This window comes from Streptomyces sp. NPDC051173 (assembly GCF_040689515.1).
In the GTDB taxonomy this organism is placed as follows: domain Bacteria; phylum Actinomycetota; class Actinomycetes; order Streptomycetales; family Streptomycetaceae; genus Streptomyces.
In genome coordinates, this window is record NZ_JBFBBD010000002.1 from 91,758 (window position 1) to 106,320 (window position 14,563).

Genomic DNA, 14,563 nt, shown 5'->3' on the forward strand with positions numbered 1-14,563 from the left:
CGGTCGCGGGTCTCGGGCCGCTGTCAGGACTTGGTCGCCAGCCGGTCCCCGACGACAAGGTGGTCCAGGCGCATTCCCGCGAACGCCTCGACGGCGTCCTCCGGGGTCTCGACGATGGGCTGGCCCGCGACGTTGAAGGAGGTGTTGAGCAGCACGGCGCAGCCGGTGAGCGACTCGAACCTGCCGAGCAGCTCGTACACCTTGGGGTTCTGTGCGGCGTTCAGGGTCTGGAGCCGGGCGGTGCCGTCCACGTGGGTGGCGGCGGGGATGGCGTCCTGCCGGGTCACGCCCGCGACGACCAGCATGAACGGGGAGGGCTGGGCCAGGTCGAAGTAGTCCGCCGCCCGGTCCTCGCGGACGATGGGCGCGTACGGGCGGAACCACTCGCGGTGTTTGACGTTGTCGTTGAGGTGGTCCCGTACGGACGCGGGGAAGGGCGCGGCGAGGATGCTGCGGTGTCCCAGGGCCCGGGGGCCGAACTCGGAGCGGCCGTCGAACCAGCCGATGATCTTTCCTTCGGCGAGCAGTCCCGCGACCCTGCCGGGCAGGTCGTCGGGGGTCTCGACGGTGAAGCCCGAGGTGGCCAGGGCCGCGTCGACGCGCTCGGCGGGGTAGTCGGGGCCGAGGTAGGCGGTGTCGAGGGCGGGGAGCTCCGCCGGCGAGAGGCCCTCAAGTGTGTGGAGACCGTAGTAGGCGCAGCCGAGGCTGATCCCGTTGTCGCCGGCGGCCGGAACGACGAAGACCCGCTCGAAGGGGGTCTCGCGCAGGATCCGGCCGTTGGCGACGCTGTTGAGGCCGACGCCGCCGGCGATGCACAGGTCCGTCATCCCGGTGCGGCGGTGCAGGTCCCGGGCACAGTGCACGAGGGCGCGCTCCAGGGTCTCCTGGGCGGCGTAGGCCAGGGCCGCCCGGTCCTCGAACTCACCCGATTCCACGAGTCGTTCGAAGAGGTGGTTCACCTTGCTCGCCGAGATCTGCACACCGCCCTCGGGCAGCAGGGTGACCAGCTCGGCGACCTCGTCGACGAAGCGGTCGTCGCCGTAGGGCGCGAGGCCCATGGTCTTGCCGTCCTCGCTGACCGGGTAGCGGGTTTTGGGGCCGGAGTAGGCGAGGCCGAGGGCGAGGCTGGCCGAGCGGTAGAAGTGGCCGAGCGAGTTGTCGGTCTCGCCCGGCTGGTAGTAGGCGCTCTCGGAGGAGGCGTCCACGGCGTGGGTCCCGGCGACCCGGTTGACCAGCCGCAGCCCGGAGGCGTCAGCGGTGTAGCAGCTGATCGTCTCCGCCTCGCGCGGCCCGGGGCCGGACTTCAGGCCGGTCACCAGGCTGCCGGAGTTGTCGCAGACCAGTACGGCGGCGCGGGTCGTGCCGGAGGCGCCGAACGCGCTGTAGGCATGGGCGAGATGGTGGTTGACGACCGTCACGCGCTTGCGGAACGAGTGGTAGAAGGGGCGTGGTACGAGCTCGCAGGCCACCACGTGCTCGACGGCCTCGGCGGTCGTGCCGAGGGCGTCGAGGACGGCGCGCCGGCTGTGGCCCGCCAGGAGGTCCGCTCCCAGGCCGTACTTGCTGCGGACCAGCCGCTCCTCGTCGATCGCCACCAGCCGTCGGCCGTCGGTGGCACAGGAGGCCCAGTCATGTCCGGATCCACCCAGACCCAGCACCGTCATGGTGTCATTGCTCCTTCAGCTGTGGCCGGCTTCGGTCAGGAGGGGCGGTCTCAGGCCCTGCGGATCTCGACGACGCGCACCGGGCCGGTGCCGCAGGGCAGCGAGCGCTCCACCCGCAGGCCCGACTTCTCCAGCAGGGCGGCGAATTCGCTCTCCGAGCGCTCGGCACCGCCGACGAGGACGAGCAGCAGCAGATCGACGAAGAGCGTCGAGGCGGCGGGCCGCTCGTCGATGAGGTTGTCGATGACCAGGAGCCGGGAGTCCGGCGTCATGGCGGCGGCGATCCGGCGGAGGATGCGTACGACGTCGTCGTCGTCCCAGTCGTGCAGGACGTGCTTGATGAGATAGAGGTCGGCGCCGTCGGGGATGGTCTCGAAGAAGTCGCCGGGCAGGATCTCGCACCGGTCCGCGAGGCCGCGGCCGGTGAGGAGTTCGCGGGCCTCCTCGGCGACGGGCGGGCGCTCCAGCAGGGTTCCGCGGAGGCCGGGGAAGGCGTCGAGGACGGCCGCCATGAGGCTGCCACGGCCGCCGCCGATGTCCACGACGGTCGCGGCGCCGGAGAAGTCGTAGGCCGCGGCGACCCGGCCGGCCTCGGCGAGGGAGACCGACCCCATGGCGCGGTTGAACAGCTCCCGCGCGTCCGGGTCCTCGTGGGTGAGCTGCCAGAACGAGGTGCCGTTGGCCACGTCGAAGGACGCCTCGCCGGTGCGGACGCTGTGCGCGAGCTGTTCCCAGGCCCGCCAGTGCCAGGGGGCCGCCTGGAAGCGCGCGTCGGTGGCGACCGGGCTCGCGGGGTCGGGCAGGAGGACGGCGGAGAGGGTGTTCTGGGCGAACAGGTCGTCGTGGCCGAGGTCGTCGAAGACACCCACCGTGGCGAGCAGGCGGAGCAGTCTGCGCAGGGTCTGCTCGTGCGCGCCGGTGGCCTCGGCGAGGGCGGCCGCGGTCCGGGGGCCTTCCTGGAGCAGTTCCGGGAGGCCGAGTTCGACGGCCACGTGGATGGCGCGGGCCTTCCACGCCCCTTGCAGGATGTCGTTCACGGTCTCTTCCGCGGCAGCGCGGGCGGCCGTGTTCTCGGGGTTCCCGGGGTTCTCGGGTGTCTGCTCCACGGTCATACGGGGGTCCTCCACAGGGCATCGGGGGAAGGCGGCACGAGGCACGGCCAGGGCCGGGGAGACGGGGTGCGCGGGCGCGGCCGTCGGCGGGGCCGCGGCCGGCGTGCGGGCGTCGGAGCCGCCCCGGCGGGCGGGGCGGCGATTCGGGAACCGGCGGCGGACGGCCGGGAGAAATATGGCGCGCGGCCGGTTCGGGACGGCGCGGGCGGCGCACGGATCGCGCGGACACCGGTACTGCGACCGGGCAGCACCGGGAGAGGGTCGAACGGTCCACCGAAAACCTGTGTGGAGCCAGCCAAACTGTGCCAACCACCGGAGCGCCCGTCAACATCCCGTCCGGTGCCGCCTCTTCACGACCGGAATCCCCCGCAGTGTTTCGGCCATCGTGGATCAGCGGCCGCGCCCTGCCGCACGGCAACTCCTCCCCCGGCTCTAGGCTGTTGGGCGACCCCATGACCACGCGGTACGGCCGACCGTGCCGAGCCGCAGGAAGAAGGACCGGCGATGACACCAGAGGAACTCTCCGACTTCGCGCTGGAGCTGCCGGAGGCGGTGGACGACGAGGCGTTCGGCCCCGGAGCCGCGGTCTTCAAGGTGGAGAAGAAGGTCTTCGCGATCCTCCAGGACGCCTCCGAGGAGCGTCCGGCGCAGGTCACGCTGAAGTGCGAACCGGATCTGGCACTGCATCTGCGCGAGCAGTACGCGGCGGTGGTGCCCGGCTACCACGTCAACAAGCGGCACTGGAACACGGTTGTCCTGAACGGCACGGTTCCCGTGGATGAGCTTCGGGAGATGGTGGAGCATTCGCACGATCGTGTGGTGGCGGGGCTGCCGAAGGCGGTACGGGAACGCCTGCGCCTCCTGCGCACCGTGTGACCCCACCCCACTCTCCCGCCTCTGCCTGCACGCCCCTCTCTCTCACGCCCCTCTCTCATCTCTCTGAATTTCCTTCGTTCCGTCGTCTGGAGAGAGTCCTCGTCCCGCTGTTAGCTTGATCCGACGATCGACGCCTGTCCGGCGCCGGAACGCCTCGGCCTTTCCGGCGCCTCCCGGATGACGGCATGCCAACTGCCACGCAAACCGAGGGAGTCGCCCGTGACCATCCGCCAGCGTGTCGTCGTCGTGATCACCGAGGGAGCGGCGCCCGAGCTGCTCGACCGCTGGTGTGCCCAGGGGCTGCTGCCCGGCTTCGCCGCCCTGCGCTCGCAGGGGGCTTCCGGGCCGCTCCACGCCGAGGGCACCCCCTACGAGCCGCCGGGCCTGCTGAGCGTACTGACCGGCCGGCGCGCCGCGGACCACGGCTTCTACTCCTACTGGACCTGTCACGACCCGGAGTACGCACCGCAGGTCCTGACCCCCGAGCACCGCCGCCACCCGCTGCTGTGGCAGCACGAGGTCTTCCACGGCGTCAGGTTCGCCTCGATAGGTCTCTTCGGCACCCATCCCCCGGAGCCCTTCGACGGTTCCCTGATCACCTATCCGATGTATGCCACCCTCCACGCCTGCCACCCGCGCAGCCTCCAGCGCACCCTGGCGCAGAAGGGCATCCGGCCCGTCCACGACGTGTCGATCTTCTGGACCGGCCAGGACCGCGACGAGCTGCTGCCCTCACTGCTGGAGGCGGACGTGCAGCGCGGGCGCGCCGCGCTGGCGCTGCTGGAGGAGTCCGATGTGGTGCTCGTCAACCTCACGAGCATCGACCGCTGTTCGCACATCTACTGGCAGGAGCTGGAGCACGGCCCCGAGCACGAGCGGGACAGTGCCGTCTTCGCCGCCTACCGCACCTGCGACCAGGTGATCCAGGACGCCTTGCGGGCGGCCGACGACCGCACCAGCGTGGTGGCCTTCTCGGAGATAGGTTTCGGGCCGCTGCGCAATTACTGCTCCATCAACGACGAGATGGAGCAGGCGGGCTTCCTTACCACCGCCGAGGACGGCCGCGTCGAGTGGGCCCGCAGTGCGGCCTTCGAGGCGGTGCAGGGCACCCATGGGGTGAACATCAACCTGCGCGACCGCTACAAGCACGGTCTCGTCCCGGAGCGCGACTACGAGAAAGTGCGCACCGATCTGGCGGCCGCGCTGCTGGAGCGGCGCAATCCCCGTACGGGCAGGCCGTTCTTCGAGGCGGTGCGCCGCCGGGAGGAGGTCTATCCCGGCGAGGCCACCGTGCACGCCCCCGACCTCGTCCTGGAGCCGGCGGACTGGCGCTACCTCCCGCTGGGCGACCCGCACTGGGCCTCCCACGTCCACCGGGACTGGCAGAGCGGCTGGCACCGCAGGGAGTCCTACTGGTCGGCTGTCGGCCCCCACTTCACCGGTGGGACGCGGCAGACCCGCACCGCCGCGCCGGTCGATATTCCCGCAACTGTCTGCGCTCTGCTCGGACGTGACGTACCGGCTGATTGGGACGGCGTACCGCTGTCCTGAAATCGATGTCCTGCCAGCGGCGTTGACTCCGGCGAGGGATACCCCGATTGGCCAAAGTCATCGCGCAGTCACTAGCGTACGGCGCGTCCAGCACATTCGGACTTCGTGGTCCGGTCGGCCCGGAAAATCAGACGGTCCGGCGCGGAGACCTATTTCAAAGTGCAAGAAAGGAACGCGCATGTCAGCAAGGATTTCCCTCTTCGCCGTGGTGGTCGAGGACATGGCCAAGTCGCTGGAGTTCTACCGGAAGCTGGGCGTCGAGATCCCCGCCGAGGCCGACTCCGCGCCGCACACGGAGGCCGTGCTCGACGGCGGCATCCGGCTCGCCTGGGACACCGTGGCGACGGTGCGCAGCTACGACCCCGAGTGGCAGGCCCCCACCGGCGGACACCGCTTCGCCATCGCGTTCGAGTTCCCCGACACCGCGAGCGTGGACAGGAAGTACGCCGAGCTCGTCGACGCCGGCTACGAGGGCCACCTCAAGCCGTGGGACGCCGTCTGGGGCCAGCGCTACGCCATCGTGAAGGACCCCGACGGCAACGTCGTCGACCTCTACGCACCGCTTCCGTAACGCCCTGGGCGGGGCCCGGACGGACCGCGCGTCCGGGCCCCGCCGGCTTTGCCCACCGGCACGTTCCCGAAAGCCCGAAAGGTGTCCGCCATGGTCCTACGAGCGCCCGGGCGCCGGCGCGAACCACGCCGCGCGATCACGTCACTGCCCGCCCGTACCGAACGGGAAGAGATCTGCGGGCGGGTCGCATTCGTCCGCGAGGAATACGGCCCGGCCCCGGCCGATCTGCTCGCCGTCACCGGTTCGCTGTCGTCCGCCCCGCTGGGCACCCTCCGCTCGGGGATCCGCACCGGATTCCTCGGCGGCCCCTGGCAGGACGGCTTCCCGCGCTATGTCTGGCAGCGGTCCGGTGACTCCGTCGTGGAATTCCGGCTGACGGGCCGTACGCCGGGCGAATACACCGGATACGAACTCCACCCGAGCGAATGGCCGGAAGGGCTGGCGGACCATGCTTCCTGAGTTCCAATTGCAGTGGAATTGGCTCGACGCCCCGGCCGGCGGAGGAGGCGAGCTGCGGGCGACCTGGGCACGGCTGCGCATCGCCGTGGGCGCCGAGACCGTCACGCTCGTCCAGGAGCCCGGGCAGGGGACCTTCCGGGAACACATCACCGGCTCGCTCTATCCCCTGGCCGAGTGGATCGCCTTCAACTGGTGGTCCCTGGTGGCCGACGCGCGACCCGGCACCCAGATATCGCAGCTGCGCTTCGCCTACCGCCACGGCGTGGGCGACGACCGCGGTTCGTGGTGGAGGCGTTCGCGCCGCCACGTCCTGCGCGCCGCGTGCGACGGCTTCCGCTGGCCGGACATGCTCTTCGTGCCCGAGGGCCGGGAGACCCGGATCGTGTGGATGCCCGACATGGGCCCCGACGCGCGCCCGGGTGACCGCTTCGCGAGCCGCGGCAACTCCTGTGTGGAGAGCGCCGCGTTCACCGCCACGCTGGCCTCGTTCGTCGACGCGGTGACCGAGCGCCTCACCGGGCAGGGCATCACCGGCACCCCGCTCCAGGAGGAGTGGGCCGCCGTCCGCGCCACCGGCGAGGACGAGGCCGCCTTCTGCCGCACCGCGGCGCGGCTGGGCCTGGACCCCTACGCGGAGGCGGAGCCGTACGAGGCCGACATCCTCAAGGCCGCCGAGCAGTTGACGGAGCCGCTCGCCAGTGACTTCTTCAACGGGGTGCGGCCGGAACGGATAGCCGACCAGCTCCAGTGGATCGCGCGCGTACGCACCCTGATGGGTACCGCTCCGGAGGACGCCCCGCTTCCCACCGCGCTGGTGGAACTGCGGGAGGACTGCGCCGACCTGAGCGAGCGGTTCTTCGCACCAGGGCGGCTCGACAACCCCTGGGACCTCGGCTACGAGGTGGCGCACCGGGTACGCGCGTGGGCCGGGATCGACGACACCGCGCCCTTCGACCCCGCCCCGCTGATGGGCTACCGCACCGAGCAGGTCCCCTACATGGACCGCGGCCTGGTCGCCCTCGGCACCCGCAGGGGCGCGGACGGGCCGGTCCTGGTCTCCTCCCGGCGCTTCACCGACCGCCCTCGCCGCTTCCTCCTGGCCCGCGCGCTGTGGCACCTGATCTGCGACCCCGACGACACCTTCCTGATCGCGGCGGCGCACACCCACCGCCAGCACGTGGCGCGCGGCTTCGCCCTGGAGGTCCTGGCCCCGGCCAAGGGCGTGGCGAGCCTGCTGGCCGACCCCGGCCACCTGGTGTCCGCGGAGGACGTCGAGGTGATCGCCGACGACTACGGCTGCGGCAACATCGTCGTGGAACACCAGCTGGACAACCGCGTCCTGGCGAAGGACTTCACCTGGCCCGGACAGCCGCGCGCCGCCGCCCCGGCGGGTGGGACCAAGGAGACCAAGGAGACCAAGGAGAGGGGCCGGGGCGCATGACCGCCACCGCCCCGCCCGCCTTCCCTTTTCCGCCCGGCCCCAGGGGCACGGTGCCGCCCGAGTACGCGCGGCTGCTCGCCGAGGACCCGGTCGCCGAGGTTTGCCTGGCGGACGGCTCACGCATCTGGCTGGTGACCCGGCACGAGGACGTGCGCACGGTCCTCGACGGCGGCCGCTTCAGCCGGCACCGGGCCGCCACACTGCCGGGGTCGGGGTTCGGCCGGTCCCAGGGGTCGGGCATCGTGGACCTCGACCCGCCGGAGCACGGCCGGCTGCGCGGTCCTGTCGCGGCCGCGTTCGGCGCCGCGCGCACCGCGCGCTTCGCGCACCGCATCGAGGCGGCGGCCGGGGAGATCCTGGACCGGCTCCCGGCCGGTGCCGGGACGGTGGACCTGGTCGAGGCGTACACCGCGCCCTTCGCGGGCCGCGTCACCTGCGAGTTCCTCGGGCTGCCCGGGGACCGGTGGCAGGAGGTCACCTCCGATGTCGAACTGCTGCTGCTTCCCCGCGGCGCCACCGAGGGGGCGCTGAAGGAGGCCCGCGGCAGGCTCGGGCAGGTGCTGGACGAACTGCTCGCCGCCCGCAGGGCCGAGCCGGGCGACAGCGTCACCGACACGCTGCTGGGCGCGGAGGAGCTCACCGACGACGACCGGCGCCCGCTGCTCCACGGTCTGATCATCTCGGGCTTCATCACCATCCGCGACCTGCTGGCCCGGCACCTCTTCGGCGTGCTCTCCTCCCCCGGCCTCGCGGCGCGCCTGCGCGACGACCCGGCCGTACTGCCCTCGGCCGTCCAGGAGTTGCTGCGCTACTACCCGTCCAGCCACGACGGCCTGCTGCGGGTGGCCACCGAGGACGTGGTGCTGTCCGGCCGGCGGATCGCCGCCGGTGACGCGGTGCTGCCGCTGGTCTCGGCGGCCTCCCGCGACCCCGCGGTCTTCACCGACCCCGATGTGCTCGACATCGGCCGGGTGGCCGACCGCGGCATCGCGTTCGGCGCGGGACAGCACGCCTGCCCCGCGACGGGACTGGCCGTGACCGAACTGACCGTCGGCATCGGCCGTCTGCTGGCCGCCTTCCCCCGCCTCGCCCTGGCCGTACGGCCCGACGAGGTCGAGCACAGCTCCGAACTGCTGCCCCTGGGCATCCGGTCGCTGCCGGTGGTCCCCGGACCCCGCCGCTGACTCCCCTCCCTCACCTCCCCCGTCTCCCCTGTCTCCCCCGTTCAAGGGCCGGCACGTCCGCGGCCCTGCCCGCGCACGCGCTGCGCGCTTCCCGAAGCCCCGGCCAGAAAGGTCCCTCGGTGAAACCAGCCAGCCACTCCGCGACGGACGCGTCCGCCGCACTCGGCGCCGCGGACGTCGACGAGCTCACGGCGCAGGTCGCCGGAGCCGTCCTCCTGCCCGGGGACGAGGGGTTCGACGAGGAGCGTTCCGGCTTCGAACTGTCCGTGGAGCATCACCCCTCCGTCGTGGTCGTCGCCACCGGGGCCGCGGACGTCATCGCCGCCGTGCGCTTCGCCGGGGACCGGGGCCTCGGGGTCGCCGTCCAGGCCACCGGTCACGGGAAGTCCTCGCCGGCCACCGACGTCCTCGTCAGCACCCGGCGGATGACCGGCGTCAGGGTCGACCCACGGACCCGAACTGCCAGGATCGAGGCGGGCGTGCGCTGGGAGCAGGTGATCCACGAGGCGGCGGCACACGGGCTGGCGCCGCTGAGCGGCTCGGCGCCCTTCGTCGGCGCCGTCTCGTACCTCCTCGGCGGCGGGCTCGGGCTCCTGTCGCGGAAGTACGGGCTCGCCGGTGACCACGTCGTCTCGCTCGACCTGGTGACGGCCGACGGGAGGTTCCTCCAGGTCTCCGCCGAGGAGCACCCCGGTCTCTTCTGGGGCGTGCGCGGCAGCAGGGGCAACCTCGGCATCGTCACCTCCGTCGAGGTGGAGCTGTTCCCCGTGAGCCAGGTCCACGGCGGGGGGCTGTTCTTCGACGCCGGATCGACCCGCGCCGTGCTCAACGCCTATCTCCGGTGGGCGGCCCGGATGTCCGAGGACATGGCCTCGTCGGTGTTCCTGGCCGCGTACCCCGACGCGGAGGGCGTGCCCGGCCCGCTGCGCGGCCGGTTCGTCACCCACATCCGGCTGGCCTTCCTGGGGGACGCCGAGGAAGGGGAGCGCTGTTTCGCCGAGCTCCGGGCCGCCGGCACGGTGCTCATGGACACGGTCGGCACGCTCCCGTACACGCGGGCCGGGATCATCCACAACGACCCGCCGACCCCGGTGTCGAGTCACAGCAGGACGTTCATGTTCGGGCGGCTGGACGAGGTGGCCGTCGACGAGATCCTCAGGCTCGCGGGTCCGGGGACGGGCGCGGTGTTCGGGGTGGAGCTGCGGCATCTGGGCGGCGCCCTCTCCCGGCCGCCGCGGCATCCGAGCGCGGTGGGCCACTTCCCGGAGGCGGTGTTCAACGCGTACGTGGCCTCGCCGGCCGACCCGGACACCCTGGCGGCCGTCGACGCGGCGCAGCAGGAGTTCGTCGACACCATGCGGCCGTGGACCACCCCGGGGGTGTGCCTGAACTTCCTCGCGGGTCACAACACCTCCAGGGAGACGACCCGCAGCGCCTACACGCCGGAGAACTACGCGCGGCTCCAGGCCCTGAAGTCGCGGTACGACCCGGGCAACGTCTTCCGGTTCAACACCAACATCCCGCCGCTGCCGGCCTGATCGCGCGCGGTCGCGCCGGGGCGGGTGCCCCGCCGACGGCCGCGGTGGCGAGCGGGCCCGGCCGGGCGCATCCCCACGGGTCAGCAGAAGGAGACGGTGAAGACGATGGACCGGGTGGACACAGCGGTCGAGCGGTTCCCGATGTACATCGACGGGCAGGCCGTGCAGGCCCACGACGGTGCCGTCCTGCGCACCTTCGAGCCGGCCACGCGGCGGCATCTGGCCGACCTGCCCAGCGGCGGCCCGGAGGACGTCCGCCGGGCGGTGGCCGCCGCGCGGCGGGCCTTCGACGAGGGTCCGTGGCCGCGGATGTCGCCGGGCGAGCGGGCGGGCCTGCTGCGCCGGGCGGCACAGCGGCTGCGCGAAGAGGCCGGTTCCCTGGCCGGGTTGGAGGCCCGCGACAACGGCTCGACGCTGCGCAAGGCCCTCGGGGCCGATGTGCCGGGGGCCGCGGCCGCCTTCGAGTGGAGCGCCTGGTGGGCGGAGCGCCTGCCCGAGCGGCAGCCGGAGGCACCGGGGGCGGGTTCCTACGTCGTGTGGCGGCCGGTGGGGGTCGTCGCCGCGATCGTGCCGTGGAACCTGCCGCTGCTGCTGGCGGCCTGGCGCATCGCCCCCGCCGTCGCCGCGGGCAACACCTGCGTGATCAAACCGGCCTCCTTCGCCTCGCTCTCCACGCTGCGACTGGTCGGGCTGCTCCACGAGTGCGGCCTGCCGCCGGGCGTGGTCAACGTGGTCACGGGTCCGGGCGGTGTCACCGGGGAGCAGCTGGTGCGCTCGCCCGGTGTCGACCTGGTGGCGTTCACCGGCTCCGACGAGACCGGGGCCGCCGTACGCGAGGGTGCCGCCTCGGCGGGGACGAGCGCCCGGCTGGACCTGGGGGGCAAGTCCCCCAACATCGTGCTCGCGGACGCCGATCTGCACCGGGCCGTCACCGGCGTCGCGTGGGGCGCCTTCCTGCACAACGGGCAAGTGTGCATGGCCGGTACGCGAGCGGTGGTGCACGCCGACGTCCATGACGACTTCCTGCGGCTGCTGGCCGAACGGGTGGGCCGGCTGCGCGTCGGCGATCCGCTGGATCCCGCCACCGACCTGGGGCCGCTGGTCTCGCGCAACCAGGCGCGTACGGCAAGGCGCTTCACCGAACTCGGCCTCTCCCAGGGCGCGGAGCTCGTGTGCGGCGGCAGGGCCCCGACGGCGGACGAACTCCCGCGCGGGCTGGACGCCGGGGCGTATTTCCTGCCCACGGTGCTGGCGTCGGTCGGCGCGGACGACGCCGTCGCGCAGGAGGAGATCTTCGGGCCGGTGCTCGCGGTCGTCCGGGCGGAGTCCGACGACGACGCGGTGCGCATCGCCAACGGCTCGCGCTACCGGCTCAGCGCCGGGGTGTGGTCCGGCGATCCCGCGCGGGCCCGCGCGGTGGCCGAGCGGCTGCGCGCGGACCGGGTGTGGATCAACGACTACCGGCTGGTCGACCTGGAGCTGCCCGGCGCGGCCGGGCCCCGCTCGGCCGTCTGGGACCGGCTGACCAACGAACTGGACGCGTACCGCCGGAAGCACGTGGTGCACGGCGGCGGGGCGGGAGCGGGCGGGGTGTCGGCGCCGCCCACTCCCTACGGGCTCCTGGGCGGGTGATGTCAGCCGAGGACGGAGCCGCGGGAGCCCCGCGGCGCGAGACCCAGCAGTTCCCGCAGGGTGGGGGCCACGTCGTACAGCGACAGGCCGTCCGCGCGGCCGGGGGTGACGCCGGGGGCGCTGAGGGCGAAGATGCCGGTGTCCCCGTGGTTGGCGTGGTCGGGGCCGGTGTCGTTCTCCGTCGTGTAGAGGCCCTTGCCCATGCCGAGGGTGGCCAGGGCCCGCCAGCGCAGGTTGCCGACGTAGACCAGGAGGTCGGGGGCGATGCCGTTGACCTCGCCGTAGAGGTCACCGGGGCGCAGGGCCCGGGTGCCCATCGGCCGGCCCTGGTCGTCGGGCAGCGCCTCCAGGGCGGAGGCGATGAGGTCGCGGGTGCTCTCGTACTCCGCGGCCGGGATGGTGCCGTGCGGCTCCCGGCCCTCGACGTTGAGGAAGATCCGTCCGTAGTAGCCGCCTTCGGCCCAGGCGGTGGTCCGCTTCCAGTCGACGGCGGCCTGGGCGACGGGGGTGGGGCCGGCGGGTTCCTCGGCCAGGACGAGGTAACCCTCCTTGCGCAGCCATTCGTTGACGAAGAGTCCGCCCACCATGGGCTGGGCTCCGTGGTCGGAGACCACGAGGACGGTCGTGTTCTCGGGGAGGCTCTCCAGGAAGCGGCCGAGGTGCCGGTCGAGGGCGCGGTAGTAGTCGCGGAAGAGCCCGGCGTAGGCGTTGCCCGGCTCGTGGCGCGGGTGGTCCGGGTCGCAGTATTTCCAGAAGCCGTGGTGGAGGCGGTCGGGGCCCATGTCCACGAAGGACAGGAAGTCCCACTCCTGGGTGGTCGCCAGATGGCGCGCGACCTCGAAGCGCTGCTCACTCATGTCGAAGACACCCTGCGAGACGCGTTCCAGGTCGGTGGAGCGGAAGTCCTCCACGTCCAGGGCGTAGCCGCCGGTGAGCTTCTCCAGCTCGTCGGCGAGGCCGGGCGGGGAGGTGTAGCGCGACTGCGTGGAGGGGGCCAGGAAGCAGGAGACCATGGCGCCGCGGATGGGGGCGGGAGGGTAGGTGCCGGGGACGCCCAGGACCACGCTGGTGCGCCCGGCGGCCGTCATCTCGTCCCAGATCCGGGGGGCACGGATGCTGTGGGAGGTGGCGAACTTCAGCGGTCCGTAGTCATAGGCGCCACGGTCGCGGAATCCGTAGACGCCGAGTTCGCCGGGCGAGCGGCCGGACATCATGCAGGACCAGGCGGGCATGGTGATGGGCGGGTCGATGCTGCGCATCGGACCCCACAGGGATTTCCGCCTGAGGGCGGTGAACACCGGCATGTCCTCGGCGAACCGGTCGAACATGTACTGCGGAGTCGCGGAGTCGAGTCCTATCACGGCCACTTTTCCGGCAGCGGGCATCGCGGATTCCTCTCGCTGTGCGCACCGTGCGACATTGCTTTCCCGAAAACGTACACGGCGGTCCGGCGGTCCGACAGGGGGCCGCGGAAATGCCGTCGCATTTCTCCGCGCCGGGCCGGCGGTGAACTCCTGCCGCAATCCCGGCGGGCATGCCGCAATCCCCTGTCGCATTCGACCGTAAATCCTGGGAAACCTCGGGGAGACCGATGAAGATCAGCATTGCTCTGCCGAACACCGTGCCCGGCGCGGACGGGCACCTGATGACCGATTGGGCGAGGCGGGCGGAGGAACGGGGATTCGCCTCGCTCGCGGCCACCGAGCGCCTGGTGTATCCGGGCTGCGACCCGCTGCTGGCGCTGGCGGCGGCGGCCGGGGCGACCTCCCGGATCGGGCTGCTCACCAATGTCCTGATCGGCCCGCTGCGCACCGCGCCGGTGCTGGCGAAGGCGGTCGCGAGTCTGGACTCGCTGTCGGGCGGGCGGTTCACGCTGGGGGTCGGGCCCGGGGTGCGGGAGGACGACTTCGAGGCCGCGGGCCGCGTCTTCGGCGACCGGCGCGCGGCGTTCGAGGAGCAGTTGGAGCTGCTGGGCCGGGGCGCAGGACCGGGCGCGGGCGGCCCCGGCGTGCCGGTCCTCGTCGGCGGGGTCAGCGCGGCGGCGGTGCGCCGCGTGGTGCGCTGGGCCGACGGCTGGACGGCGCCCGGCCTGGAGCCGGGGAAGATCGTGCCGGTCGCCGAGCGGGTGCGCCGCGCCTGGGGCGAGGCGGGGCGCGCGGGGGCGCCGCGCGTGGTGGCGCTGGCGCGTTACACCCTGGGCGAGGACGTGGCACAGGAGTCGGCGGCGTTCGTCCGGGACTACTTCGCGGTGCTGGGCGAGGAGGCGGAGGAGTTCGTGGCGAAGACCCCGCACACCGCGAGCCGGATCCGCGAGGCGGTCTCGGCGCTGGCCGACGGCGGGGTGGACGAGGTCGTGTTCCACCCCACGGCGGCGGCCCTGTCCCAAGTGGACCGGCTGGCGGACGTGTTGCTCTAGGGGCGGGGCCGGGGGTCTTGTGGTCGGTCGTCTGCGGGTGGTGTCGTCCGCACCACCGCTGCGCGGCGGTGTCCTCAAGCGCCGGACAGGCTGGCTTCGGCTGATGTGGGTGCACAATT

Annotated in this window: 12 protein-coding genes; 9 read left to right on the forward strand and 3 right to left on the reverse strand. The window is 72.6% G+C overall.

Annotated features, from left to right (window positions below; all coding sequences use genetic code 11):
* Positions 1-23: 23 nt before the first annotated feature.
* Together AB0435_RS01890 and AB0435_RS01895 are read right to left on the reverse strand one after the other, a co-directional pair.
* Complete coding sequence (locus tag AB0435_RS01890) at positions 24-1,664, reverse strand: carbamoyltransferase C-terminal domain-containing protein (RefSeq protein WP_366002353.1); 1,641 nt, start codon at positions 1,662-1,664, stop codon at positions 24-26.
* 50 nt (positions 1,665-1,714) lie between these two features.
* Complete coding sequence (locus tag AB0435_RS01895) at positions 1,715-2,776, reverse strand: methyltransferase (protein ID WP_366002352.1); 1,062 nt, start codon at positions 2,774-2,776, stop codon at positions 1,715-1,717.
* A 504-nt stretch (positions 2,777-3,280) separates the two neighbouring features.
* Here AB0435_RS01895 and AB0435_RS01900 point away from each other — a divergent pair.
* The 8 genes from AB0435_RS01900 to AB0435_RS01935 all read left to right on the forward strand — a co-directional run bounded on the left by AB0435_RS01900 (position 3,281) and on the right by AB0435_RS01935 (position 12,028).
* Positions 3,281-3,652 (forward strand): MmcQ/YjbR family DNA-binding protein, encoded by a 372-nt coding sequence (locus tag AB0435_RS01900; RefSeq protein WP_366002351.1) that lies wholly within the window; start codon positions 3,281-3,283, stop codon positions 3,650-3,652.
* Positions 3,653-3,871: 219 nt separating this feature from the next.
* A complete protein-coding gene (locus AB0435_RS01905; protein ID WP_366425943.1) occupies positions 3,872-5,203 on the forward strand; it encodes a nucleotide pyrophosphatase/phosphodiesterase family protein in 1,332 nt (443 codons plus the stop codon).
* A 178-nt stretch (positions 5,204-5,381) separates the two neighbouring features.
* Positions 5,382-5,774, forward strand: a complete 393-nt coding sequence (locus AB0435_RS01910) for a VOC family protein (RefSeq protein ID WP_366002349.1) — start codon at positions 5,382-5,384, stop codon at positions 5,772-5,774.
* 90 nt (positions 5,775-5,864) lie between these two features.
* Positions 5,865-6,233, forward strand: a complete 369-nt coding sequence (locus AB0435_RS01915) for a hypothetical protein (protein ID WP_366002348.1) — start codon at positions 5,865-5,867, stop codon at positions 6,231-6,233.
* On the forward strand, positions 6,223-7,674 hold the full coding sequence (locus AB0435_RS01920; RefSeq protein ID WP_366002347.1) for a hypothetical protein: 1,452 nt from the start codon (positions 6,223-6,225) through the stop codon (positions 7,672-7,674). Before AB0435_RS01915 ends, AB0435_RS01920 begins: the two co-directional genes overlap by 11 nt.
* Positions 7,671-8,858 (forward strand): cytochrome P450, encoded by a 1,188-nt coding sequence (locus AB0435_RS01925; protein WP_366425944.1) that lies wholly within the window; start codon positions 7,671-7,673, stop codon positions 8,856-8,858. Before AB0435_RS01920 ends, AB0435_RS01925 begins: the two co-directional genes overlap by 4 nt.
* A 119-nt stretch (positions 8,859-8,977) precedes the next feature.
* A complete protein-coding gene (locus AB0435_RS01930; RefSeq protein ID WP_366002345.1) occupies positions 8,978-10,396 on the forward strand; it encodes an FAD-binding oxidoreductase in 1,419 nt (472 codons plus the stop codon).
* A gap of 105 nt (positions 10,397-10,501) precedes the next feature.
* Positions 10,502-12,028, forward strand: a complete 1,527-nt coding sequence (locus AB0435_RS01935) for an aldehyde dehydrogenase family protein (protein WP_366426035.1) — start codon at positions 10,502-10,504, stop codon at positions 12,026-12,028.
* A gap of 2 nt (positions 12,029-12,030) precedes the next feature.
* Here AB0435_RS01935 and AB0435_RS01940 read toward each other — a convergent pair whose 3' ends face one another.
* On the reverse strand, positions 12,031-13,413 hold the full coding sequence (locus AB0435_RS01940) for an alkaline phosphatase family protein (protein ID WP_366425945.1): 1,383 nt from the start codon (positions 13,411-13,413) through the stop codon (positions 12,031-12,033).
* A 206-nt stretch (positions 13,414-13,619) separates the two neighbouring features.
* On the opposite strand from AB0435_RS01940, the gene AB0435_RS01945 reads away from it, so the two are divergent.
* Complete coding sequence (locus AB0435_RS01945; RefSeq protein ID WP_366002343.1) at positions 13,620-14,444, forward strand: LLM class flavin-dependent oxidoreductase; 825 nt, start codon at positions 13,620-13,622, stop codon at positions 14,442-14,444.
* The last annotated feature ends 119 nt before the right edge of the window (positions 14,445-14,563 follow it).